This window comes from Aureibaculum luteum, from assembly GCF_003449015.1.
In the GTDB taxonomy this organism is placed as follows: domain Bacteria; phylum Bacteroidota; class Bacteroidia; order Flavobacteriales; family Flavobacteriaceae; genus Aureibaculum; species Aureibaculum luteum.
The window spans coordinates 63048-87394 of sequence record NZ_QRGD01000010.1 but is presented as its reverse complement, the minus strand read 5'-3'; the positions used below and the strand labels follow the sequence as shown (position 1 = coordinate 87394).

General features: G+C 32.7%; 23 protein-coding genes. 5 read left to right on the top strand and 18 right to left on the bottom strand.

Annotated features, from left to right (window positions below):
• Positions 1-15 precede the first annotated feature (15 nt).
• A complete protein-coding gene (locus D3P13_RS19060; RefSeq protein WP_117884718.1) occupies positions 16-1362 on the top strand; it encodes a RagB/SusD family nutrient uptake outer membrane protein in 1347 nt (448 codons plus the stop codon).
• Positions 1363-1463: 101 nt separating this feature from the next.
• A complete protein-coding gene (locus D3P13_RS19055; protein ID WP_117884715.1) occupies positions 1464-2648 on the top strand; it encodes a DUF1343 domain-containing protein in 1185 nt (394 codons plus the stop codon).
• A gap of 26 nt (positions 2649-2674) precedes the next feature.
• On the opposite strand, the gene D3P13_RS19050 is transcribed toward D3P13_RS19055, so the two are convergent.
• Entirely contained in the window at positions 2675-3121 is a 447-nt protein-coding gene (locus D3P13_RS19050) for a DUF983 domain-containing protein (RefSeq protein WP_232829246.1), read from the bottom strand.
• A 14-nt stretch (positions 3122-3135) separates the two neighbouring features.
• Between D3P13_RS19050 and D3P13_RS19045 the strand changes: the two genes are divergently transcribed.
• A complete protein-coding gene (locus D3P13_RS19045; RefSeq protein WP_117884711.1) occupies positions 3136-5052 on the top strand; it encodes an ABC-F family ATP-binding cassette domain-containing protein in 1917 nt (638 codons plus the stop codon).
• A gap of 175 nt (positions 5053-5227) precedes the next feature.
• Here the strand turns inward: D3P13_RS19045 and D3P13_RS19040 are convergent, their stop codons facing one another.
• From D3P13_RS19040 to D3P13_RS19015, 6 genes are all read right to left on the bottom strand, one after another.
• On the bottom strand, positions 5228-6769 hold the full coding sequence (locus D3P13_RS19040) for an acyl-CoA carboxylase subunit beta (protein ID WP_117884709.1): 1542 nt from the start codon (positions 6767-6769) through the stop codon (positions 5228-5230).
• 5 nt (positions 6770-6774) lie between these two features.
• A complete protein-coding gene (accC, locus tag D3P13_RS19035; protein ID WP_117884706.1) occupies positions 6775-8214 on the bottom strand; it encodes an acetyl-CoA carboxylase biotin carboxylase subunit in 1440 nt (479 codons plus the stop codon).
• 89 nt (positions 8215-8303) lie between these two features.
• Positions 8304-8792, bottom strand: coding sequence for an acetyl-CoA carboxylase biotin carboxyl carrier protein subunit (locus tag D3P13_RS19030; RefSeq protein WP_117884704.1), 489 nt, complete (start codon positions 8790-8792; stop codon positions 8304-8306).
• Between the two features lie 42 nt (positions 8793-8834).
• Positions 8835-9488 (bottom strand): 3'-5' exonuclease, encoded by a 654-nt coding sequence (locus D3P13_RS19025; RefSeq protein ID WP_117884702.1) that lies wholly within the window; start codon positions 9486-9488, stop codon positions 8835-8837.
• 158 nt (positions 9489-9646) lie between these two features.
• Positions 9647-11557, bottom strand: a complete 1911-nt coding sequence (locus D3P13_RS19020; protein WP_117884700.1) for a DUF294 nucleotidyltransferase-like domain-containing protein — start codon at positions 11555-11557, stop codon at positions 9647-9649.
• 85 nt (positions 11558-11642) lie between these two features.
• Entirely contained in the window at positions 11643-12731 is a 1089-nt protein-coding gene (locus D3P13_RS19015) for a M42 family metallopeptidase (protein ID WP_117884698.1), read from the bottom strand.
• Positions 12732-12924: 193 nt separating this feature from the next.
• Between D3P13_RS19015 and D3P13_RS19010 the strand changes: the two genes are divergently transcribed.
• The gene (locus D3P13_RS19010) at positions 12925-13611 is read left to right on the top strand and encodes a DUF4294 domain-containing protein (protein WP_117884696.1); all 687 of its coding nucleotides are present in this window, start codon (positions 12925-12927) and stop codon (positions 13609-13611) included.
• 50 nt (positions 13612-13661) lie between these two features.
• Here D3P13_RS19010 and D3P13_RS19005 read toward each other — a convergent pair whose 3' ends face one another.
• From D3P13_RS19005 to D3P13_RS18975, 7 genes are read right to left on the bottom strand one after another with little or no spacing between them, the layout of a single operon-like run.
• On the bottom strand, positions 13662-14273 hold the full coding sequence (locus D3P13_RS19005) for a rhodanese-like domain-containing protein (protein WP_117884693.1): 612 nt from the start codon (positions 14271-14273) through the stop codon (positions 13662-13664).
• 23 nt (positions 14274-14296) lie between these two features.
• Complete coding sequence (locus D3P13_RS19000) at positions 14297-14956, bottom strand: rhodanese-like domain-containing protein (RefSeq protein ID WP_117884691.1); 660 nt, start codon at positions 14954-14956, stop codon at positions 14297-14299.
• A 15-nt stretch (positions 14957-14971) separates the two neighbouring features.
• The gene (locus tag D3P13_RS18995; protein WP_117884690.1) at positions 14972-15562 is read right to left on the bottom strand and encodes a YeeE/YedE thiosulfate transporter family protein; all 591 of its coding nucleotides are present in this window, start codon (positions 15560-15562) and stop codon (positions 14972-14974) included.
• 18 nt (positions 15563-15580) lie between these two features.
• Positions 15581-16102 carry a YeeE/YedE thiosulfate transporter family protein gene (locus tag D3P13_RS18990; RefSeq protein WP_117884688.1) on the bottom strand — a complete coding sequence of 174 codons (522 nt, stop codon included), beginning with the start codon at positions 16100-16102 and terminating at the stop codon, positions 15581-15583.
• 11 nt (positions 16103-16113) lie between these two features.
• Positions 16114-17055, bottom strand: coding sequence for an NrfD/PsrC family molybdoenzyme membrane anchor subunit (gene nrfD, locus D3P13_RS18985; protein WP_117884685.1), 942 nt, complete (start codon positions 17053-17055; stop codon positions 16114-16116).
• Between the two features lie 11 nt (positions 17056-17066).
• Entirely contained in the window at positions 17067-17600 is a 534-nt protein-coding gene (locus tag D3P13_RS18980; RefSeq protein ID WP_117884683.1) for a 4Fe-4S dicluster domain-containing protein, read from the bottom strand.
• On the bottom strand, positions 17597-19840 hold the full coding sequence (locus tag D3P13_RS18975) for a molybdopterin-containing oxidoreductase family protein (protein ID WP_117884681.1): 2244 nt from the start codon (positions 19838-19840) through the stop codon (positions 17597-17599). Before D3P13_RS18975 ends, D3P13_RS18980 begins: the two co-directional genes overlap by 4 nt.
• 184 nt (positions 19841-20024) lie before the next feature.
• Between D3P13_RS18975 and D3P13_RS18970 the strand changes: the two genes are divergently transcribed.
• Positions 20025-21908 (top strand): hypothetical protein, encoded by a 1884-nt coding sequence (locus D3P13_RS18970; protein WP_117884679.1) that lies wholly within the window; start codon positions 20025-20027, stop codon positions 21906-21908.
• 68 nt (positions 21909-21976) lie between these two features.
• On the opposite strand, the gene D3P13_RS18965 is transcribed toward D3P13_RS18970, so the two are convergent.
• The 4 genes from D3P13_RS18965 to D3P13_RS18950 all read right to left on the bottom strand — a co-directional run bounded on the left by D3P13_RS18965 (position 21977) and on the right by D3P13_RS18950 (position 24310).
• A complete protein-coding gene (locus D3P13_RS18965) occupies positions 21977-22441 on the bottom strand; it encodes a hemerythrin domain-containing protein (protein ID WP_117884677.1) in 465 nt (154 codons plus the stop codon).
• A 103-nt stretch (positions 22442-22544) separates the two neighbouring features.
• Complete coding sequence (ric, locus tag D3P13_RS18960) at positions 22545-23264, bottom strand: iron-sulfur cluster repair di-iron protein (RefSeq protein WP_394336478.1); 720 nt, start codon at positions 23262-23264, stop codon at positions 22545-22547.
• Between the two features lie 56 nt (positions 23265-23320).
• Positions 23321-23755: an RrF2 family transcriptional regulator gene (locus D3P13_RS18955; RefSeq protein ID WP_117884673.1), complete on the bottom strand. Its 435-nt coding sequence runs from the start codon at positions 23753-23755 to the stop codon at positions 23321-23323.
• A 231-nt stretch (positions 23756-23986) separates the two neighbouring features.
• Positions 23987-24310 carry a YbaB/EbfC family nucleoid-associated protein gene (locus D3P13_RS18950; protein ID WP_117884671.1) on the bottom strand — a complete coding sequence of 108 codons (324 nt, stop codon included), beginning with the start codon at positions 24308-24310 and terminating at the stop codon, positions 23987-23989.
• Between the last annotated feature and the right edge of the window lie 37 nt (positions 24311-24347).

Genomic DNA, 24347 nt, shown 5'->3' with positions numbered 1-24347 from the left:
TAAAAATAAAAAAAAATGAAAAATTTAAATACATATAAATTTATAGTTGTTTTGCTTATAACCAGTTGCTTATTTACTGGATGCGAAACTGAATTTGAAAATCCAAATAATCCAACGGAAGAGGTTGTATTAGGAACTAAAGAAGGGCTTTTTGCTTTAGGTATTGGGATAAGACAATATTATTCTACAACCGCATTGAGACAGGTCATTGAAGCTCCTGGAATTACAACCAGAGAACTAGGTGTAACGAACACTTTTTTAAATATTAATGAATTAGCAAAAGGTGGTGCAGAGTTGCCGGGAGAAAGTGGAGGTATTACAAATCCGTGGGTGAACCTTCTAAGGGCTAAAGGTATGGCAGAATCATTAATAGAAGGTACTAGTAGTGTTGAGTTAACTGATGGAACACGAAGTGGATTAATTGCTTATGGAAATTTATTTAAGGCAATGTGTTTAGGTAATATGATTCAAATGTTTGAACAGGCTCCAATAGACAACCAAGCAGATGGAGCTGCTCCGTTTAGTGATAGAACTTCTGTTTTAGCGGAATGTATTTCTTTATTAAAAGAAGCACGTGATGGCATGTCAGATTCACCAATATCAGACGATTTTAAATCTACTGTACTTTGGGCTGATTTGGATTTAGAAAAAACGGTGAATGCATTTTTGTCAAGATATCAATTAATTGCGGGAAACTATACCGAAGCAATAGCTGCAGCTGATGCGGTAATAAATTCAAGCAGTTCTATTAGTTCTATATGGGTTTATGACGCTAATAATCAAAATCCAATCTGGAATAGAACGGTAAATTCTGCTGATTTAAATCCACAATCAAATTTCGGTTTACTAGGAGCATATATTCCAGAAGCCAATGATGGTCGTACCAGTTTTTATTTGGGGGCTGATGCTGGTAATGCAAACGCTGATGCAGGTGGACAACCACTAAGTGAGATGCTTGGGTTTTTTGGGTCTAGTACATCACCTATTCCAATTTATCTTCCAGGTGAAATGATGTTAAATAAGGCAGAAGCTTATGCACGTCAAAACCTATTAACAGATGCAGTTACCCAGTTAAATTTGGTACGGCAAAAAAGCAATGATCCTTTAGGGGTTAATGCAAATCTTGCAGCATGGTCTGGTAATACAGCAAGTCAGTCGGATATTTTAGAAGAAATTTATAAAAATAGAAGTATTGAGATGTTTTTAAGTGGTATGCGATTCGAAGATAGTAGAAGGTTTCATCCAGATTTTGCTGTTCCTACGGCAGCAAATACGACTAACGAAAGGAATAGGAATTTTTACCCTTATCCAACTACGGAAAGAGAAAATAACCCAAATACGCCAGCTGATCCGGCTATTTAAAATTAATAATTAAATAAATTTTATGCGTATTTAAAGATTATCTTAGATGACTTTAAATACGCATATTTTTAATTGTAAATAAAATTTAACCCCAAATTATAATGAAAGTACAAACAGGTCTTGATGTTTTAATCAAGGATAAAACCCTTCAACAAAAATATAAAGGTAATGTGGCTCTATTATGCCATAATGCTTCAATAGATTCAGAATATACACCAGCCGCAGTTGCTTTTAAAGAAATTTTTGATTCAAGGTTTATAAAATTATTTGGTCCACAGCATGGTTTTTCTACAGATGTTCAAGATAATATGATTGAAACCGATCACTTTATTCATTCTTATTTCAATATTCCTGTATACTCATTGTATTCAGAAACGAGAATACCTTCTGATGAAATGTTAGAAGGGATTGATCATTTGTTTGTTGATTTACAAGATGTTGGTTGTAGAATGTACACCTACATTTATACCTTAACCTATCTTTTGGAAAAATGTGCAGATAAAGATATCGAAATTATTATTCTAGATAGACCCAATCCTATTAATGGGGTTGATCTTGAAGGAAATATACTAGATATGGAATATGAATCTTTCATTGGTAGACATCCAATTCCTGTAAGACACGGAATGACGATTGGTGAAGTAGCTCTAATGCATCAGGAATTTTGGGTGAAAAAGAAAGCCAATGTTTCTGTTATAAAAATGAATAACTGGGAAAGAGAAATGTTTTTTGAAGATACACAATTGCCATGGCTTTTACCGTCTCCTAATTTACCGCGTGCAACAAGTGCATTTACTTTTCCAGCAACAGTTCTTTTTGAAGGAACAATGCTTAGTGAAGGTCGTGGAACGACGCAGTCTTTGGAGATTGTTGGGCATCCAAAAATTGAACCGTATTCTTTTTATAAAAATCACTTGTCAAATAGTTTAAAAGAATCAAAATTAAAAGGAGTTGCCTTAAGACCTATTACTTTTTTACCAACTTTTCAAAAGCAAGCGGATAAAGTTTGTGGTGGGTTTCAAATTCATATTACTGACAAAAACACCTTTCAACCTTGGCGTGTTGGACAATTCTTAATGCGAGAACTATATCATTATTTAGGGGATGATTTTGAATGGAAACAGCCACCTTACGAGTACGACTATACACGTAAGCCGATAGATATTATTAATGGATCTGATAAATTAAGAAATTGGGTCGTAAATAATGAATCACTCGACGTTCTCAACTCTTTCGAAAATTTAGAGAACTATAAACAGCAGTTTAATTCTATAAAAATATATTAACAGTCTTTAAAAGTCTAAGTATTCATTTACTTAGGCTTTTTTATTGTTTTATAATTTTTATCATAATGGATAAAAATATTAGCATAAATTAATCTTGCGAATCGTAAGGTAAAAGGCGTGAAAAGTACGAGTAGTACGAAAATTGTTATAAAAATAGTCATTAAATCTAGACCCGTAAGGTGCAGAATAATAAAAGTAATGATAGCACACGCTACGGTAAGTCCATAAGAGACATACATTGCACCAAAGAAAAAAGAGGGCTCAATTTCGTATTTAAAATTACAATTTGGGCAATGCTCATTCATTTTTAGTACCTTTTTTAAATGTAAAGGGTTATTATCTTCAAAAAATGCACCTTCATTACATTTGGGACATTTATTATTAAAAATGCTATAAATTTTTGTTCCTTTTTTAAACATATGTATTGTGAAAATAAATGATACTTTTGCAAATGTAAAATAATATAAATTCATAATTGTAACAAAAGATGCTTAACGCACATAATATTACTGTTTCCTTTGCAGGAGAAGATTTGTTTTCAGGTATAACTTTTAAGTTAGTAGGTGGAGATAGAGTAGGACTAGTTGGTAAAAACGGAGCAGGGAAATCTACGCTGTTGAAGATTATTTCTAAAGAACAAGAATTTGATAAAGGCACATTGGCGTTGGAAAAGAATCTACGGATTGGTTTTCTAAAGCAGGATATTGACTTTATACAAGGTAGATCAGTCTTAGAGGAAGCATATCAGGCATTTACTGAAATTAAAGAAGTTGAAAAAAAACTTGAAGAAGTAAATGTAGCTTTGGTAGAAAGAACCGATTATGAAAGTGAGGGTTATCATCAAATAATGGTCGATTTAAGTGATTTAACACATCGTTTTGAATTGATTGGCGGATATAATTATCAAGGAGAAACCGAGAAAATTTTACAAGGTCTAGGTTTTAAACGTGAAGATTTTAATAAGTTAACCGATACTTTTTCTGGTGGATGGCGTATGCGGATTGAATTGGCGAAGTTATTATTACAAAATAATGATATCTTATTACTGGATGAGCCTACCAATCACTTAGATATTGAATCTATTATTTGGTTAGAAGAGTTTTTAAGTAGTTATCCAGGTGCTATTATGTTAGTATCGCATGATAAGATGTTTTTGGACAATGTGACCAATCGTACCATTGAAATTTCAATGGGTAAGATTTATGATTATAAATATCCGTATTCTAAATATTTGGTGCAGCGTAAAGAGTTAAAAGAAAAGCAATTACAGACACAAAAGAATCAAGAAAAAGAAATACAACGTACAGAACAACTCATTGAAAAGTTTAGAGCAAAAGCCAGTAAAGCGACTATGGCTCAATCTTTAATTAAAAAACTGAATAAAGTTGAACGAATTGAAGTTGATGCTGATGATAATTCGGTAATGAAAGTACGTTTTCCAATGTCTGTTCAGCCAGGGAAAATAGTTGTTGAAGCTAAAAATGTAGCTAAGAACTATGGGGATAACCAAGTGTTGAACAATGTAAATTTATTAATAGAACGGAATAGTAAGATTGCTTTTGTAGGTCAAAACGGTCAAGGGAAATCTACTTTGGCTAAGATGATTGTTGGTGAGATTCCTTATGAAGGCGATTTGAAATTAGGGCATAACGTACAGATTGGGTATTTTGCTCAAAACCAAGCGGAATATCTTGATGGTGAAAAAACAGTTTTGCAAACCATGGAAGATGCTTCTAATGATGGTAATCGTGTGAAAGTGCGAGATATGTTAGGAGGTTTTTTGTTTGGAGGTGATGATGTAGAAAAGAAAGTGAAAGTACTTTCGGGGGGTGAGCGTAACCGTTTGGCTTTATGTAAAATGTTACTTTCTCCATTTAATGTATTGGTGATGGATGAGCCTACCAATCACTTAGATATTGCTTCAAAAAATGTATTGAAGCAAGCTCTTTTTAATTTTGAAGGTACCTTGATAATTGTATCTCACGATAGAGATTTCTTACAAGGGTTAACCAAAACAGTTTTTGAGTTTAAAGACAGTAAAATTAGAGAATACTTAGGTGATATTGATTATTATTTAGAGGAACATAACCTAGAGAATTTACGTGAAGTTGAAAAGAGAACTAAGGTTGCAAAAGTTGCTAAAACTTCAGCCAATGACTCTAAAGATGATTATGAAAAAGAGAAAGAGGTAAAAAGAACTTTAAATAAACTATCTAAAATTGAGACTGAAATTGCAGATTTAGAAAGAGAGGTGGCTCAAATAGATAAAAAATTAGCTGATGAAGCACAATATGAAAAAGTTACTGGTCAACCTGATTTCTTTAAAAAATATCAAGCTAAAAAAGATAAAATAAATACCTTAATGCAAGATTGGGAAAATTTGCATGAAGTGTTGGAAGGGTAGTGTTTGATCTGAAGATCTATGTCAGTTCGAGTGCCACGCTTTTGGGCGTGGTGTATCGAGAACAGTTTCTCGATACGATGCACAACGTTTCAATTCATAAAAAAAACTTTTACGGAGCATCATGTGAACTGACAAAAGAATATATTAGAGTCATTTCAGATCTCCTTAAACTTATTTACAAAGGTATATTTCCGTGCTTTCTATTTGGTTTAATAACCTCTTTATCTTCGAGCATACTAAATGCTTTAAGTAATTTTCTACGCGTTGTTTTTGGTTGAATCACTTCATCGATAAAACCGCGTTCAGCAGCTCGGTAAGGATTGGCAAACTTTTCTGCATATTCAGATTCTTTCTCAGCTAATTTTTCTGCTGGGTTTTCTGCTGCGTGAATTTCTTTCTTAAAAATAATTTCACTAGCACCTTTAGCTCCCATAACTGCAATTTCAGCACTTGGCCAGGCAAAATTCATATCTGCACCAATGTGTTTCGAATTCATCACATCGTAAGCTCCTCCATAAGCTTTTCTTGTGATTAACGTAACTCTAGGTACGGTAGCTTCACTTAATGCATATAATAATTTTGCACCATTGGTAATAATACCATTCCATTCTTGGTCTGTACCCGGTAAAAACCCAGGAACGTCTACGAGCACCAATAAAGGAATGTTAAAACAATCGCAAAAACGAGTAAAACGTGCTGCTTTTTTAGAGCTATTTACATCTAATACACCTGCTAAAAATAAAGGTTGATTTGCAATAATACCAATACTTCTTCCGCCTAAACGAGCAAAGCCAACGATGATGTTTTCTGCATAGTCTTTATGAATTTCATAAAAGGAATCATTATCAATTATACCAGAAATGACGTGATGCATGTCATAGGGTTTATTGGCGTTATCAGGCACTATTGCTTCTAGTATTTCTCTAGTTTCATCTTTTAAAGTAAAAGGTAATCTTTTAGTGGTTTTCGTATTGTTTTGAGGTAGATAGCTCAATAGTTTTTTAATATCATCAAGACAAGTAATATCATTTGCTGAGGTAATGTGCGTTACGCCAGATTTTGTAGAATGAGTTGTTGCTCCACCTAATTCTTCAGCCGTAACTTCTTCATTAGTTACCGTTTTTACCACGTTAGGTCCGGTAACAAACATATAACTTGTGTTTTCCACCATTAAGGTGAAGTCTGTCATTGCGGGTGAATAAACTGCTCCCCCTGCACATGGTCCCATAATAGCAGAAATTTGAGGAATGACACCAGAGGCTTGTACATTTCTATAAAATATATCTGCATAACCACCTAATGAACGAACTCCTTCTTGAATTCTGGCACCACCAGAATCATTTAAACCAATACAAGGCACGCCAACTTTTATAGCAGCATCCATTATTTTACATATTTTTTCGGCGTGTGTTTCAGATAAAGAACCTCCAAAAACAGTAAAGTCTTGAGCGAAAATGTAAATTAATCGTCCTTCAATTGTGCCATAGCCAGTTATTACACCATCACCTAAAAACTGCTGTTTTTCCATGTCGAAATCGGTCGTTCTATGAGTTACAAGCAAACCCATTTCTTCAAATGAGCCTTCGTCTAACAGATAGGTTATGCGTTCTCTGGCTGTTAATTTATTCTTGTGATGCTGTTTGTCAATTCTTTGTTGACCACCACCTAAATGGGCTTTTGCGATTTTTTCTTCTAACTTTTTTGCTTTCGGATCCATAATTGTTAGTTTGGTAATCTCAATGTTTTTTGATCTTCTAAATATTTTTTAACGGCTATTATTGCAGCAATATTAGCATCCACTTCTAAACTTTTCATTAGAGACTCAGGTGAATAGTATTTCTCTACAAAATGTGTGTCATAATTTCCAGTACGGAAAGCTTCATTTTTACAGGCAAATTTTCCGAAAGAAAGTGTGGTTTGCACGCCTTCAATGTGATAATCTTCAATAGCTTCTAACATTAAATCAATGGCTTCTTCTCTGGTACTTCCGTACGTAATTAATTTTGCCAACATGGGATCATAATAAATGGGGATGTCCATTCCTTGCTCAAAACCACTATCCACCCTAATATTTTTACCTACAGGTTCGTTGTAAATCTCTAATTTACCTACACTAGGTAAAAAATTAGTTAAAGGATCTTCTGCATAAATTCTTAATTCTATAGCATGTCCCTTAATTTTAAGGTCTTTTTGTTTAAAAGGTAATTCCTCACCTTGTGCAATACGTATTTGCAATTCGACCAAGTCTAAATCAGTTATGAATTCCGTTACCGGATGCTCTACTTGCAATCTGGTATTCATTTCCAAAAAGTAGAAATTATGATCGGTATCTAACAAAAATTCTACCGTACCTGCACCTAAATAATCACAAGCCTTGGCGACATTGATAGCTGCTTGTCCCATTTTTTCGCGAAGTTCAGGGGTTAAAGCAGGTGATGGAGCCTCTTCGATCACTTTTTGATGACGGCGTTGTATGCTACATTCACGTTCAAACATCTGGGCAATATTCCCATGACTGTCTGCTAATATTTGAATCTCTATGTGTTTAGGAGAACTGATGTATTTTTCAATAAAAACTGCACCATTTCCAAAAGCAGAGGTAGCTTCGCTAATGGCACGATGCATTTGAGACTCTAATTCTTCTTCGTGTTCAACTACTCGCATACCTTTTCCACCGCCACCTGCAGAGGCTTTTATTAGAATTGGGAATCCAATTTTTTTGGCAATTTCAATAGCTTCTTTAAGGTCAGACACCGCTTTTTCTATTCCTGGAACCATCGGAATATTGTAATTTTTTACCGCAGCTTTAGCCGCTAATTTATCGCCCATCATTTTAATTGATTTAGATTTTGGACCGATAAAAATGATATTATTTTTTTCGCACAATTCTGCAAAGTCAGCATTTTCACTTAAAAAACCATAACCGGGATGAATCGCATCTACATTAACTGTTTTGGCAACTTCAATAATTCTGTCACCTCGAAGATATGATTCGTTGGATGGTGGCTCGCCAACACAAATGGCTTCATCAGCAAACTTAACATGAGGTGCGTTTCTATCAGCAGTTGAATAGATGGCAACCGTTTTAATACCCATTTTTTTTGCTGTACGCATTATTCTGATGGCAATTTCTCCTCTATTGGCTATTAGTATTTTTTTCATTGATATAAATTTTAATCGCCCTTTGTGTATTTTATAGTTTTTGTTGATTTGAAAACAAGCTTTTGAATTATGTCTTTGTTAAAGATATTTTATGGAGCAAACTCAATTAAAACACTTCCTTTTTCAACTGTATTACCTTTAATAGCGGTAATTGTTTTAATTATTCCATCGTGAGGTGATGTGATCACATTTTCCATTTTCATGGCCTCGAGTATTAATAAAGGATCATTTTCTTTCACGTTTTGACCTTCTTTAACATTTATTTCTAAAATTAAACCTGGCATTGGTGCCTTAATAGAATCTACAGTTTTTTTTGAGCTGGTTGCAAAGCCCATTTCGTTGATTAGCTTGTCTAAATCATCATTAATATCTAATTCAAACGTGTTATTATTTACTTTTATGATATACTTTTTCTTGTTGAAATCAGAATTTAAAATTTCTATATGATAGGGTTGGTGGTTTTGCAATAAATGGTATTTACCTTCACCAACTTCAACGGCATCTAGTGATAATACAGCTGCTTTTGTAATGTCAAACTCAAAGGTTTTATTGACGTTAACTTTATAATTAGTATTCATTTAAGAAATGTTACGTGATATGAATTACAATAAATTGAACAACTAAAGTAAATCTTTTAATTTTAAATTGTTTTTTTTATCGAGTCTCGCTACTATTTTTTGGAAAGCGATTGCGGTAATTAGGGCATCTCCTGTGGCTGTATGCCTATCAACCTTTTCAATTTTTAATTCTTCACACAAATCATCTAATGTATAATTTTTTAAATTTTGTTGATAGACAATATGTTTTGATTGTTTAAAAAGTAGCCCTGTGTCTAAACATTCATTTTTTAGTTTTCCTAAGTTATTTCTGAGAAGCATTTGGTCAACCATGTTTATATCAAAACCAACATGATGCCCTACTAAGACATCATTTTTTATAAATTCTATAAAAAGTTCTATAGCTTCTGCTTCAGTAACTTTTTCTATATTCCCTTTTTTTAATAAACCATGGATTTTTACAGATTCTGATTTGAAAATCTCTTGATGGATATACAATTCAAAATTATCAACAACATTTATCATATTGTTTACCACTGAAACAGCTCCAATAGATAGAATTCTATCCTCATTTTTATCAAACCCTGTAGTTTCCGTGTCAAAAACAATAAATCTAGTTTCAGATAGGGGTAGATTTTTACTTTTTTTAAAACTATCTAAATAGGTTCTAAAAAACTCAGGATAATTTTTTTTACTTTTAAATATATTGTTAAACATTGTATCAAATTAACTGAATAGAATTGAACTTTTTTAATTTAAGTACAAATTAATCATTTTATGCTCAGTTCTGAACTTTTTTAAATTGCATAGGACAGATTTAAAATGATAAAATGAATGAAATAGTACCTTTTTCTAGAGAAAAAAAAACATTTAAATCAGCTGATTACCTTAAAACGAAACTTTAACAACTCTTGAATTTCTCTAATAGGTTTAAAACAACGTTTAAGTTTTAATTTTTCATCTTTACTTAATGTTTCTAAATTAATGAACTTACCAGAATCATTATTAATCAATCCTTGTTTAGTTTTAAATTTTAATAAGGCTTTAAAGGCGTAAGAACACGAATCATAAAGTTCTTTGTTTTCAGGTTCTAATTCACTGAGCTTTTCAAAACGTAAAGCGGTATTATTAATTTCTTTCACATTATGCGTTAATATTAATAAACGGGCGGCATCTATTAGAGGCATTAATGCCCTTCTTTTTACATTGAAAAAATCTTCATATTCACCGTTTTTTTCTAAAACCAATTGTTTGAAAAAACCAAGAGGAGGTGGACTTAACAATATGTCTTTGGCTAATAACGATAGTAACATTGATGATTGGTCTAAAGATTCGAAAATGCTATTAGATAAATCATCAATCATGGATTGATCACCATAAATTCTAGTAAAATCGAAAAATATAGAAGACAAAAGAATGGCTTTTTCATCTGGATGTAATATCCAACTTCTAAATTGTTCTTTCCACTCCGAACGAGATAAGCACCATTCCGGATTACTAGCCATCATTTCTGCAGGACAATATTCGTAACCAATCTTATGTAATGCTTTGGTAATATGTCCCGATAATTTTAAAAAATACGCTTTAGTTTCTTCAGAAAGGTTTTCAGGCACATCTTCAAAAATTAAAGCACTATCCTGGTCTGAGTATAGCAATTGTTCCTTTCTTCCTTGACTACCCAATGCCATATATGCAAATCCAACCGGTGGAGCAGTGTGCATTTTAATGATAGCGTTTTCTATGACGCGATATGTAATTGCGTCATTTATTTCAGAAATAATTTTTACGATATGTCTTAACGGTATGTTTTGATCCAGATAAGACTGTAATAACTTATGAGCTTTTCCTCTAACACTTCTTAAACTTTTTGTTCTTTTAGCCCTTTTTATTTCTTTTAATAACACTGATGGATTATTACCAATAGATAACACGATATCATGATGTGTTAAAATACCTATTAAAGGAGAATGATTCGTACCGTCTTTGGTAACACACAAATGTTCTATATTAAACTTTATAAATTGAAGTTGTGCCTCTGTAACCGTAATGTTTTTTTTACATGATTTTACTGGACTAGACATAATCTCTTTAACCGGAATATCAATGGAAAATTTTCCAGTCGCTATGTTATTTTTTAAATCACTATTTGTAATTATTCCAATAGGAAAGTTTTCTTTATTTACAATCACAATACATCCAATTCCATGTTTGCTCATTTTGATTGCAGCATTTTTTACTGAGGTTTCTGGAGAACATGAAATTGTTTTTTTTGTGTATTTAGCGGCTTGTAAGTTTTCGATATCATAGTTGTCTTTAGGTATATAATCATCGAAAATTTCATCACTCTGTTCTCTAGTATAAGGGGCAAAAGCGTTTGAGGCAAATGTTGTAATTAAATACTTATTTATTTTTTTACTGTTTTCAGACGCACTTTGAAATACATCAATTGGAATTCCATAAATAATTGCTTCTTCATTGGCGGAAGCTTCAAGGGTGTAATTTTCTTGAGCTAAAAGAGCTCTTAATCCAAATATATCTCCACCATCACAAATATCAATCATTTCTTTTTGGTTTTGTTTGGTTCTAAATAACCCAACTGCACCATTTCTCACGATATAAAAACAATCGTGAAACATATCATTTTCCTTAAAAACAGTTTTCCCTTTTTCGAGGTATATGATTTTAACTTCTTCCGAAATAATTTTTAACTTTTCATTACTCAGTAAACTAAACGGTGGAAATACTTTTATAAAATCGAAAACTCTTTCTGCAATGGAATTTTTCATTTACTTATTTGTGTTATCTATAAAGGCTACATCAAAAAAATAATGATGTAGCCTTTGTTATATGTTAATTAAATGCTTGATTTATCTAGTCAAAATAACTGAAGGTTTCCCCATCTTTAATTTGTAATAACGATTCGTATATTAATTTGATGACATTTTCAACATCATCTCTATGAACCATTTCAACAGTTGTATGCATGTAACGTAAAGGTAGTGAAATAAGAGCACTAGCTACGCCACTATTGCTATATGCAAAAGCATCGGTATCTGTTCCTGTAGCACGAGATAAGGCAGCACGTTGAAAAGGTATCTTGTTCTTTTCAGCCGTTTCTGTAATTAAATCGCGTAATTTTTGCTGTACTGCAGGTGCGTAGGCAATTACAGGTCCTTTACCAGTTTCGCAATGACCTTGTACTTTTTGCTCAATCATTGGTGTTGTAGTATCATGTGTAACGTCAGTTACAATTGCTGCATTCGGTTGAATTCTTTCGGCAATCATTTGAGCACCACGTAAGCCAATTTCTTCTTGAACCGAGTTTACGATGTACAATCCAAAAGGTAATTCCTTCTTATGTTCTTTTAATAATCTTGCAACTTCTGCAATCATAAATCCACCCATTCTGTTGTCTAAAGCTCTACAAACGAAATTGTCTTTATTTAGAATGTGAAATTGGTCAGGATATGTTATTACACAACCAATATGTACGCCTAGCTTTTCAACTTCTTCTTTGGTTTTACAACCACAATCAATAAAAATATTACTAGGTTTAGGAGCTTCTTCTTTAGCCTTGCTTCGTGTATGAATTGCAGGCCATCCAAAAACACCTTTTACGATACCTTTTTTTGTATGAATGTTTACAATTTTACTCGGTGCAATCTGATGGTCAGATCCGCCATTTCTTACAACATATATTAAACCATTGTCTGAGATGTAATTTACATACCATGAAATTTCATCGGCATGTCCTTCAATAACTACTTTATATTTCGCTTTTGGATTGATAACACCAACGGCCGTACCATAAGTATCAGTAATAAATTCATCAACATAAGGCTTTAAATATTCCATCCATATTTTTTGTCCATCCCATTCATAACCTGTTGGAGCTGCATTATTTAAATACTTTTCTAAAAAAGTCATTGAGTTTTTTGTGAGGATACTCTTTTTCGCCATAATCGTTATTTTGTTTATACTTTTTAAATAATTTATCTCAAAATTAACGTTTATATTTTAAATCCTATCGTTTGAAACTAGTAATTTTGCAAGGATTTTATTGCAATTTTCACAATGAATGCCTTTGATGGGTATTTATTTAAAACAGACTGATACTAACTGGTTTAAAATTGGTTAGTTAAATTTTATTTAGATGAAACATATTTGTATCCTATTGTTTTTAAGTTCCACTTTTTTAGCATCGGCTCAAAATGTAAGTAGAGATACTATAATTGATGATAAAATATTGATTGAAGGAGACTCTATCATGTTTACTTTAGATGATGTGATGGTGTTAAGTAAATTAAAATTTAATTCAACAAAAGAACAACGCTATTATTATTGGTATTGGAAAAAAGTAAATAATGCGTATCCATTTGCAAAATTAGCAGCGGAAAGATTACTTCAGCTCAATGAACAATTGAAAAAAATAAAATCGAACTCGAAACGTAGAAAGCATATTAAAAAGATGCAGAAGTTTATGGAAGAAGAGTTTACGGATAAACTAAAAAAAATGACCCGTACAGAGGGCCGAATACTTATAAAATTAATTCATAGGCAGACAGGTTTAACTACTTTTGAATTGATAAAAGAATACAGAAGTGGTTGGAAAGCTTTTTGGTATAATACAACGGCGAGCTTATTTAAATTATCATTAAAAAACGAATATCATCCGGAAAGTAAAGCAATAGATTTTTTAATTGAAGATATTTTACAGCGTTCTTTTTTAAAAGGTAGGTTAGATAGGCAGAAGGCTCGGTTGGCTATTGACTATCTTGCACTCGTACCTAAATATAAAAATATAGATATTGTTGAGGTTATAAATAACAGAGCTGAATAGCTTTCTGATTAATAATTTTTAGACCAAAGTAATGCCATTATTGTAACTTTTTAACAACCACCTTCGGGTTTGTTTTTTTTAGATTTTTTAATAGTTATTACTTTTTTTGGTGCTTTGTGCGTATTAGATTTTGGTTTTATATTTGCATTTTTAGCAGACCCTTTTATAAATTTAGGAATATCGATTATAGACTTTTCTAGGTCAACATTTTTGGTAATTAATTGATTCTGATGATAACTATTTTCTACCTTTAAAATTTTTAAATTATTATATCCCATTTGTATTAATACAGCGTAAGGTGCAATAACCCCTTCAGGGTTGTTTCCGTAAAGAACGGCCATTTTATTATTCGCTTTAATTTTTTCTAAAATTTCAATGTTCTCATTGCTTAATACTTCTGCTGCCTCCATGTGAATAGCATTTTGAATATATCCTTTTTCATAATCATATTGGCTTCTAATGTCAATGGGTACAATAGTAGTATCATTTAAAATATCTACGTTGACTGCTATATTTTTGTCCAATAGCATTTCTAAGGCAGTCTTAGTTGTGATTGTGTAGAGATTTTTTGGTTTTTTATACGATAATAAGGCTATTATTACTAATAAAATACTAAATACTGCCGCAATAGATATTCGTTTGGTTTTTTCTAATTCTTTCATACTTATAGCATTTTATCAATGTTTTAACAACCACCTTCGGGTGTGCTTTTTTTCTTTTTTTTAACTGTTATTACTTTCTTTGGAACCTTTTTTTGTTCTGTAGATTGTTGTATCACGGATTCAGGATAAACTACTCCAAAATACATACTTGCAGCTTTTCTAAAACGGTATTGTTCAAAGGCATTTGCAGGCATGTTTTCTTCAGGCATGGTTGGATTTATAATTGTTTTAAACCAACTGTTTAATCCACCTTTTAAAACATGTATGTTTTTGAAACCAAGGCGGTTGGAAATTATCCATGCTTTGTCTGCATCAAAATTATCATTTGAGAAGAAGACAACTTCATATTGATCTTGATTTAAAAATGTCATTGAGTTATCATCCAATAATTTAGGAAGAGGGATGTTAAGTGCATTGGGTAAACTATATTTTTGGTAATTTAAAGAATCTCTAACATCTATCAGTAAAATAGAAGGATCTTGATTTACAATTTTATGTGCAATCTCATCAGTAGACATATATCTTTCAGGAGATATAGCATTACTGAGTAATTCGGCAGATGTAATTCCTTTATGTTTTTCTTGTTTAGGCAACAATACTAGACCTCCAGCTAGTAGAATTAATCCTACGGCAAGTAAAACGTATCTATAGCGTAATGCCTTTACTAAATTTCTATTAATCATAATTAATAATTTTAATCAATAAAATACTTTTTTTACTTTTTTTCTAACCATATCTGAGAGTGCAAAAGCAATTATTCCAAAAATTGTAAAAAATAAGATAAACCAATATGGTGATATGTTTAAAGATTCCGTTAAGGTAATGTTACCGTAAAAATAACCATCGTAAATGGGTTCAAAAAAAGAATAAAATTCAGAAAAGATAAACACACCAATCATAATACCAATTACATAAATCATAGCGTCTATTTTACCAATTGCAACGGCACATAGACTTGTTCCTGGGCAAAAGCCTCCTGCTACAAATCCTACACCCATTATGGCACCGCCAATTAAGGCTCCCCATAGGTAGAACGGGTGAACATAAAGCATTGAAAAATCAACATAGCCTAAATAATCCATATAAAAAATACCGATTACAGAAACTAATGCTGCAGTAAAGAACACTTTTAGCACTGCAAAATCATAACCATAAAATACACCTGCTAGTTTTCGTGAAGAAGAAAATCCGGAGGATTCTAAAATGTAGCCAAATGCAATACCAATAATAATTGCAATTACAAGATTCCATTCAAAAGGAATAAGATCGTTAGGAATTAATGGTCCCATAGTTTTTTGTTTTATATTTTAAATCCAATTTTTTCTAAAAAAATAAGCAACTAAATAACCAGTACCGAATATGGCTAACATGGTTACGAAACCTCCAGTTGATAATACGGCCATACCGCTAAGGGCAGCTCCACTTGTACAACCTCGTGCAATTTGAGCTCCTAGCCCAAATAGCACACCACCAATTAAGGCGAAAATTAAACGTCTTTTACTTGTAATTTTAGGTGAGTGTTGTACTTTTAAGCTAATTCTTCCAGCTAAACCACCAGATACAAATGCACCTATTAAGATGCCCAAAGTTTCTAGCACTAACCAATTGTTTAGCGAAGATTTATCTTCTTCAATAAACTTACTGTAGTAAGCATTATTTTTGGCATGTTCAGGTGAAACAGTATCTACAATGCTTACAACACTACTTTTCATAGCTCCACTTGCTCCAAGGCCTCTCCCTGTAATGTAAAAAGTAAAAAGTATTAATAGACCTAGTAAAAAACCTCCGAAGTAAGGGTTCCAATACGTATGTTTATTTTGAATTTTCATATTTGTGATTTTTAATATAAATATCGAGTTATTTGTCCAGCTTCAACCATTACAAATCTGAGTACCAATCCACCAATTAAAATTAATATGGCAGGTATACTAACAGGTACTTTATAACCGAGAATTTCAGTTAATTCTAAAATTGCGGGAACTAATAATCCGAGTATAATTACAAAGCCGAAAAACATTAAAGTGAATTCACCGCCAACCAATAATTGCATTGCTTCAAGTTGTACTTCTGAGCCGGCATACATTCCCATAAGCATATGAACAATTAGTCCAAGTTCGATAACAATCAACACTAAATCAATTCTGCTAAATAAGTTTTTTTCTTTATGCGTTTTGGCTAATAATAGTATGGTTGCCGCTCCAGTAGATAATCCTGAAGTTAAAAAAAGTGGTCCTAAAATAGCATTGTTCCATAACGGTCTTGCATTAAATGCAGAAAGTAATATACCGGTGTACACGCCTAAAATTATAGATAACGGAATCAAGGCATATGCCATTTTTTTTCTGTTTTTTTTGGTAAAAGACTCCAGTTTTTTAAGAATTCCTAGTCTTAATTTCCATTTAGGGAAAATTTCAGAGAAGTAACTTATTACCCATAAAAATGAAAGTGGCGTAACTATTAACAAAACCCATGCCCCCCAAGACATTGGCGATTCTAACCGTATAGTAGTATATAGTTGCCAAGTGTAAAGAGGATGTGTTAAATCATAAACAAGTGCTAGTAAACCCAAACTTAATGCCACAGGGGATATAATAGAGGCATATTTTACGGCAGTAGGATACTCTTTTTCTTTGTCCAAAATAGTGACAGCTCCAGCAAAGAACAATAAGCCTGCCGCCAATCCACCTAAAAATAGGTAAATGGATATTGGCCAATGCCAAACTTCTAGAGTTGGATCTATATGAGGTATGTTTCTTCCGCTCGAAAATAATTCTTCTTCCATAGTTGTGGCTGTTAGATCAAATAAAAAATATGAGGTTTAGTACCTGCCTCAGGGGCAAGTGTTTTATGTTTCCTGTTTTTTAGTAATTTTGAAACTTCACTATTCGGATTGTCTAAATCGCCAAAATACATGCACTTTGTGGGGCATACTTCAACACAGGCGGGAAGTTGGCCTTTTTCTAACCTATGATGACAAAAAGTACATTTATCAACATAGCCATCAGGGTGTTGGTACCTAGCGTCATAGGGGCAAGATTCTATACAAGCTCCACAGCCAATGCATTCGTTTGAGGTTACCAAAACAATACCGCCTTCAACAACATGACTAGCACCTGTTGGGCAGCATCTAACACAAGGTGGATTGTCACAGTGATTACAGCGTTCGGATTTAAATTCTAAATCAACATTTGGGTAGGTGCCATTTACTGTTTCAGTTATCCAATCTCTGCAATACCCAATGGGTACATCATTTTCAGTTTGACAAGCAACAACACAATCACTGCAACCTACACACTTTAAAGTGTCAATTACCATTGCATATCTCATACTTCTATAGCTTTATGTGGATTTTCAATAAGTATTTTCACAAAATTTCCTCTCATACCTGTTCCTCCCATAATCGGATCGACAAATATTTTTGATATCATTTGGGTATCATCTATACCTTTACCATATGATCTACTTAATTTTTTATTATCGTTACCAAAACCGTGTACCAAATACACTGAATCCCAACGTACTCTTTCAGTTATTCTTACTTTTATGGAAAAAGTTGAAATAATATCATCTTGATTACTTAACCAAACGCGTTGTCCGGTTTTTAGTCCTACAATTCTAGCAACTTTTGGGTTTACCCAAAGGTTATTTTCATCTTTTAAATCGGTTAAATTAGGATTGTTAGAAGTTCTACTAAAAGTATGCATTGGAGATCTTCCATAATTTAAACGATAAAAACCTTGTGGTGGTTCAGGATGTGGAGTATATTTTGGTAATGGGTCAAATCCTAAATCTTTTAATTCTTGAGAATAGAATTCAATTTTACCACTTGCCGTACCAAATTCATGAACTTCATCTTCATTTAAATACATTGGCCCCGATTTACGAGGGTATTTTTTTACGCCAATCTTTTCCATTTCTTCTCTTGAAGTTCCTAACTCTTTCAGTTGCCAATCAATAACCTCATTGAAATCATCGTATTGATAATAGTCTTTTAATCCTAAGCGTATTCCGATTTCTCTTGCAATCCAAGCTCCAGGCTTCGTTTTGTATTTAGGTTTTACTGCAGGAAATCTAACCGCAATTGAAGGTTCTCTATTGGTTGCTGAGCGTACAATATCAGCACGTTCTAAATAGGTGCATTCAGGTAGTATTACATCAGCGTATCCTGTAATATCCATTGGCATAGTATCTATTACTACCATAAATTCTAATGCATCTATTGCTGCTTCTAATTGTTTAGTGTCAGGAATAGATTTAATTAAATTTGTTCCAGCTACCATCCATGCTTTAACTGGGTATTTTGGATTTTCACTAGGTATTGAAGATCTAATGATTTCATTTGTAAGCCCCATTTGAGCTAATGGATAATTCTCTCCAATGTCTTTCCAATCCCATTTTGGATGTGGATATGCGGGATGTGGGAAATTAGGAATTGAAATTTTTTCTTTGAAATAGAATCCACCTCTACGCCCCCAAGAACCGAGTAAACCATTTAAAATAGCAATGGCTCTTTCACGTTGCGTGTCATCTCCATACCAAACTACGTGTCTTCCTGGGTGTATAATAACAGCAGGTGCAGCATGTGCCATCTCCCTAGCTGTTTTTCTAATTACTTCTGGTTTTATAGTGGTAATACCGTATGCCCATTCGGGTGTAAATTGATGAACGTGTTCTTTTAACTCATCAAATCCTAAAGCGTATTTTTCCACATAAGCTTTGTCATATAGTCCTTCTTCTATTAATACATTCATCCAAGCAAGTAATAAAGCAATATCAGTTGCTGGCTTAATAGCTAACCAATGTTTTGATTTACTTGCAGCAGTTGAAAAACGTGGGTCAACAGTGATAATTGTAGCTCCATTATCTATAGCTTCAGACATTTCTTGAACTTGAGTGTTGTGCATATTTTCACCTATATGTGAACCAATTAGCACTAAGCATTTGGTGTCTCTGATATCCGTTGGTTCAGGTGAACCTACCCAAGAACCAAAGGTTAACGAAAAAGCTGTTTCTCTTGGACCTCTACACTGTGCAAAAGCAGGTTCAGCAATGGTATCGGATCCATAAGATTTAAACAAATGTTCAAAATGCCAACCTGGACAACCATGTTTAAGTAACCCTAAAGCTTCAGCTCCGTATTTTTCTTTTATGCCTTTAAATTTGTTTGCGATTAAGTCTAAGGCTTCATCCCAAGAGGCTTCTCTAAAGGTTTCTTCTCCATTAATAGTAGTTCTAATTAAAGGAGTTTTAAGCCGGTCTTCATCATTATACATACCAACGCCACCTGTACCTCTAGGACATAATCGTCCGTTACAATGTGGGTCATCATCATTCCCAATTATTTTTTGGATATGACTATCACCATCAGAATGGACCCAAGCTGCACATTTCCAAAAACAGACCTCACAATAGGTAGCAGTTCTTTTTAAATTTACTGGAATACTTTTAGCGATAAATTTATTTGCATTTTTATTAGATCCAAAGACATTTATGGCTGAAGTTGCTACCATTGCACTTCCTATTCCAAGGGCACCTACTTTTATAAATTTTCTTCTTGAAGTATTCATATTAAGTTTAAAATATATTAGTGTTATATATATTAGTGGTAAAGTTAAGTGACTGAAGTTATAGAATAGATGACTTTTATCATCTAAAGTGTTTAAATTGTGTAACATAAGTTACATAATGGTAAATGTATGTTTATTTAATTTTTAATAATTTGAAGGTAAATAGTTGTAGTTTTGTTTTATAATGAAACCTTTTCATAAAAAATACACAGTCATTATTCTCTTATCATTTTTGGTAATTGGTTTTGTATTGCTAAAAGTAAATGATTTTGAATATTTAACAAATTTTTCAAATCAAGAATATTTTTCAATTAATGTGTCAAAGGAAAGTTGCTTGAACTGTCATATTCAAGTAAAAGGATTTTCTAAATTTCATAATCCCGAATCAATAGGTTGTGTTAGTTGTCATTTAGGAAATCCTAATGTTAACACTAAAGATGAATCACATCAGAATATGGTGCTAATTCCCGGAAATTTAGCAGATGCAGATGCTACATGTGGTAAATGTCATACAGATGAATTGTACAAAATAAATCACTCTTTGATGACTACCAATAGCGGACTAATCGCCGTAGATAAATTTATTTTTGGTGAATCTGATTCGCTTGATAGTTTATATCATATTAAAGAGATTGAATACTCTGCGGCAGATAAACATTTAAGAGATTTATGTGCTAATTGTCATTTAGGTGCAGCTAAAAAGGAATTCGGAAAAATTACACAATTGAGTAGAGGAGGAGGTTGTAATGCTTGCCATTTGAACTACTCTAAAGAGGCTACAACAAGTTTAGAAACCTATTTAAATTCAAATAAGGAGAACTTACCAAAAATGCATCCTTCTACGGATATTTTTATGACTAACGAGCATTGTTTTGGTTGCCATAGCAGAAGTAGTAGAATTTCTACCAACTTTCAAGGCTGGCACGAAACTCTTTTAGAACAGAAAGATATTACGGACAAAGATGAGTATAAAACTTTTGAAGACGGTAGAATTTATACCCGAAAAAGTGAAGACGTACATCACACTAAAGGACTTTTATGCATAGATTGTCACAGTAGTCACGAGGTTATGGGAGATGGAAAAACATATTTGCATCAAGAAAAAGCTGTAAAAATACAATGTTCTGATTGTCATTTTGATTCTAAACCGAATACAACAAGTTATAAAGATTTAGATAGAGAATCTAAATTGGTGTGGATGCATCGAGATTATAAACATACAGATAAGCAAATTTTAGTAACTGCGAAGGATAATAATCCTTTGGTGAATACGTATATGGAAGGTAATAATGCCTATTTAATAAGTAAAAAGGATGGAGAACTACATGAAATAAAAAAGCAATCTGAAATATGTTCAAGAGATGCAGCTCACAAAAATGTAAATTGCTCTACTTGTCATTCGCAATGGGCACCTAAATGCATTGGATGTCATAGTAGTTTTGATGAAAATGATAAAATGGGATATGATTTATTAGCAAAAAAAGAAGTTATAGGTCAGTGGGTGGAACATGTTTTTGAATTTGGTACTAGCCAACCATCCATGGGGGTGAGATTTGATGGAGATGACTTGAAAATAGAACCTGCTATACCTGGAATGGTGTTAACCATAGATAACCAAAGTTATAGTAAAGACACCAATGACTTAAACACTTTCCATAGGCTATATGCCCCAAATGCACCACATACCATTGCAAAGAAAGTCCGCGATTGTAAATCTTGTCATGCAAATTCTGAGGCTATTGGTTATGGAAAAGGAACGCTAGTTTATAATACCGATAATAGTTCAGGAAACTGGCAATTTACTCCTGAATATGCCTTAAATGAAAATGATAATTTACCAGAAGATGCTTGGATTCCTTTTTTGAAAGAACCTAAAGCTAAAATAGTTTCTACCCGAACAGATTTTAGACCTTTTAATTTAAAAGAACAACGAAATATTTTACTCGTAGGTGCATGTTTGCAATGTCATGCTGAGGATTCAAAAGTTATGCAACAAGCTTTAATAAAAGGTTTAGACACTATGCTTTTAAAAATTAATATAGCCTGCGTTTTGCCTTCATATCATTAGTAAGTCGAATTGAAAAAATCTAATCGCGGAATGTTGGGTATGCTTAAAATGGTTGGTAATATATCTAATTATTTCCAAAATTCGTTTGAGGTATTATCAATAAAAACTTCTTCGGTATGGATGGCATCAATCATTTTTAGTTGTTGATCTGTTGCTATTTCTTGTATTTGTTTGAATAAAATGCGTTCTTCAAATCGAACATGCTGCTCTAGTTCTTCCTCAAGCAGACTTAGCGACTTTTCAATATCTACTTGTGTGGTAAATAATATTTTTAATCTTTTGTGTTCTGAAATTGCTTTTTTAACTAATTCATGTTGATCACCAAGAATGGGAAAAATATGGAGTTCTTCCATGTTGAAATGTTGTTTTATATGATGATTGTAAAACCAATCTACATATTGTTTTATTATCGAAATATTGACACCTTTTTGGAATCCAGTTCTAATTTTCCATGATAGTAAAAGCGTATGATGATGCTCTCTACTTAAAAATTGTAGTTCTTTTACTCTTTTCAATGGTTTTTTCGATGTCATATTTATGGGATTAAAGATAAAGAATCGAGATGTATGAGTTCATTCATCTCGATTCTTCCATTCTAATAGTTATAAAACAGAGTCTAATGAAACTAGAGTTCAACTAGTTTTGAAAGGCTATTTCTTTTTCTAATACGATAGCTTTTGGGAAAAGTATGTTATTTTCAAGATGAATATGTTGATGTAAATCATCTTGAAATTCTTTTAATAAGGAAAATGTTACCTGATAGGTATTACATGCATCAGCAGGCGGAGTATAACTGTTGCTTAAACGGTCAATTTCTCTAAATCGGTCTCCTTCATTTTCATGTTCATTCATCATCATTTCTATTGGGTTTTCGACTGTTCCGAAATGAGGTTTAGACATTTCTGTGCCTTTATGTTTAGCGTCTATCATTTTCCGGATGATAGGGAAAAGAATCAACTCCTCCTTTTTCATATGTGCGGTTAATTCACCTGCTGATGCATTAAAATGTTCAGTAATTTCAAACAACTCAGGATGGCGACCGCCATGTACTTTACATAATTTGGTTAAGTACTGTTTTAAAACAGGTATTTTTTCTTCTACATAACGGTGATGTTTTTTCTCAATATAATCAGCCAATAAGTCTAAAGACCATGATTTAAAATCAATACTTTCATTTGTATTTTGATTTTGAATCGCATCTATTTCTTTATAAAGTAAGGAAGCATCTACATTATTTTTTTGTGCAACTTCTTCAACACTTCTATCTCCTTTACAACAAAAGTCAATACCATGATTTTTGAATACTTGTGCAATTCTATAATCTTCTGCTACTATTTGACCAATTGTTTTTTCCATAATTATTGTTTAATATGATATTATTACCTTTTTATCTTAATTAAATGTAATTTTTTTTATCGTTTTAAAAATGTAATGCCTAAATCTAAACCTGAAGTTAAGTCAAGCAGACTAGTTTCTTCTAGCATTTGTTTAAGTTCGTTACGTATTATTACGAATTTGTCGTGTAAAGGGCAGGGTTGCTTTTCATTACATTTTTCCAAACCTAAACCACAACCCGAATAGATGGAATCTCCGTCTATTGCAAAAACAACATGACTTAATTTCAATTTCTCAACATTATCTTTTTCAATTTGAAAACCACCAGCGGGACCTTTAACGGAATCTAAAATATCGTTTTTCGCCAATTGATGCAGTATTTTAGCTGTAAAGGCAACAGGGGAATTAATTTCTTCTGCAATTTCTTTAAGGCTCACACGCTTGTCTTGCAACGATTGTAAGGCAATGTAGATTGATGCTTTAATTCCGTATTCACAGGCTTTAGAAAACATATTGTTATTTTATTTGAAGCAAATGTACGGCAGATTTTTAATTCGGACAAATTTATCCGAATTAAAATAAAAAACAATATAACATGAAGAGCCTATGCTTAACAATCAAATCTAAATAATTGAGTAGATTCCAATTTGAAAAGTTGCATTTACTGCTTCGTTTACAAAATAATCATGTACTTAAAATGAAACTAAAATAGTATTGACCATACTCAATTTCCTAATTCTGGACTATTTGAACATGTCTAAACCAGGAATATTAGGCATCCCGTCTTTTGCAGCTGCAGCTAATTCTGCATCATTAATGGTATTTGCTTTTTTTAAGGCATCATTCATGGCAATGATCAAATAATCTTCCAATTCTTCTTTGTCCTCTAAAAGACCACTATCAATAGCAATATTTTTCACCACTCTATTGGCTGACACTGTTATTTTAATTTTTCCTTGCTTCGCTGAGCCCTCAACAAAAACAGTATCTAATCGTTTTTTTGTATCCTCAATTTTTTGTTGGGTTTCTTTTAGTTTGCCCATCATTCCTTGTAAATCTCCAAACATATTCTTTGTTTAACTGGTTAATTGCAAATTTACTAAT

What these genes read in the sequence shown, in the direction of transcription:
- D3P13_RS19060 (WP_117884718.1), top strand. Translation starts at nt 16, where the DNA reads ATGAAAAATTTAAATACATATAAATTTATAGTTGTTTTGCTTATAACC.
- D3P13_RS19055 (WP_117884715.1), top strand. Translation starts at nt 1,464, where the DNA reads ATGAAAGTACAAACAGGTCTTGATGTTTTAATCAAGGATAAAACCCTT.
- D3P13_RS19050 (WP_232829246.1), bottom strand. Translation starts at nt 3,121, where the DNA reads ATGAATTTATATTATTTTACATTTGCAAAAGTATCATTTATTTTCACA.
- D3P13_RS19045 (WP_117884711.1), top strand. Translation starts at nt 3,136, where the DNA reads ATGCTTAACGCACATAATATTACTGTTTCCTTTGCAGGAGAAGATTTG.
- D3P13_RS19040 (WP_117884709.1), bottom strand. Translation starts at nt 6,769, where the DNA reads ATGGATCCGAAAGCAAAAAAGTTAGAAGAAAAAATCGCAAAAGCCCAT.
- accC (WP_117884706.1), bottom strand. Translation starts at nt 8,214, where the DNA reads ATGAAAAAAATACTAATAGCCAATAGAGGAGAAATTGCCATCAGAATA.
- D3P13_RS19030 (WP_117884704.1), bottom strand. Translation starts at nt 8,792, where the DNA reads ATGAATACTAATTATAAAGTTAACGTCAATAAAACCTTTGAGTTTGAC.
- D3P13_RS19025 (WP_117884702.1), bottom strand. Translation starts at nt 9,488, where the DNA reads ATGTTTAACAATATATTTAAAAGTAAAAAAAATTATCCTGAGTTTTTT.
- D3P13_RS19020 (WP_117884700.1), bottom strand. Translation starts at nt 11,557, where the DNA reads ATGAAAAATTCCATTGCAGAAAGAGTTTTCGATTTTATAAAAGTATTT.
- D3P13_RS19015 (WP_117884698.1), bottom strand. Translation starts at nt 12,731, where the DNA reads ATGGCGAAAAAGAGTATCCTCACAAAAAACTCAATGACTTTTTTAGAA.
- D3P13_RS19010 (WP_117884696.1), top strand. Translation starts at nt 12,925, where the DNA reads ATGAAACATATTTGTATCCTATTGTTTTTAAGTTCCACTTTTTTAGCA.
- D3P13_RS19005 (WP_117884693.1), bottom strand. Translation starts at nt 14,273, where the DNA reads ATGAAAGAATTAGAAAAAACCAAACGAATATCTATTGCGGCAGTATTT.
- D3P13_RS19000 (WP_117884691.1), bottom strand. Translation starts at nt 14,956, where the DNA reads ATGATTAATAGAAATTTAGTAAAGGCATTACGCTATAGATACGTTTTA.
- D3P13_RS18995 (WP_117884690.1), bottom strand. Translation starts at nt 15,562, where the DNA reads ATGGGACCATTAATTCCTAACGATCTTATTCCTTTTGAATGGAATCTT.
- D3P13_RS18990 (WP_117884688.1), bottom strand. Translation starts at nt 16,102, where the DNA reads ATGAAAATTCAAAATAAACATACGTATTGGAACCCTTACTTCGGAGGT.
- nrfD (WP_117884685.1), bottom strand. Translation starts at nt 17,055, where the DNA reads ATGGAAGAAGAATTATTTTCGAGCGGAAGAAACATACCTCATATAGAT.
- D3P13_RS18980 (WP_117884683.1), bottom strand. Translation starts at nt 17,600, where the DNA reads ATGAGATATGCAATGGTAATTGACACTTTAAAGTGTGTAGGTTGCAGT.
- D3P13_RS18975 (WP_117884681.1), bottom strand. Translation starts at nt 19,840, where the DNA reads ATGAATACTTCAAGAAGAAAATTTATAAAAGTAGGTGCCCTTGGAATA.
- D3P13_RS18970 (WP_117884679.1), top strand. Translation starts at nt 20,025, where the DNA reads ATGAAACCTTTTCATAAAAAATACACAGTCATTATTCTCTTATCATTT.
- D3P13_RS18965 (WP_117884677.1), bottom strand. Translation starts at nt 22,441, where the DNA reads ATGACATCGAAAAAACCATTGAAAAGAGTAAAAGAACTACAATTTTTA.
- ric (WP_394336478.1), bottom strand. Translation starts at nt 23,264, where the DNA reads ATGGAAAAAACAATTGGTCAAATAGTAGCAGAAGATTATAGAATTGCA.
- D3P13_RS18955 (WP_117884673.1), bottom strand. Translation starts at nt 23,755, where the DNA reads ATGTTTTCTAAAGCCTGTGAATACGGAATTAAAGCATCAATCTACATT.
- D3P13_RS18950 (WP_117884671.1), bottom strand. Translation starts at nt 24,310, where the DNA reads ATGTTTGGAGATTTACAAGGAATGATGGGCAAACTAAAAGAAACCCAA.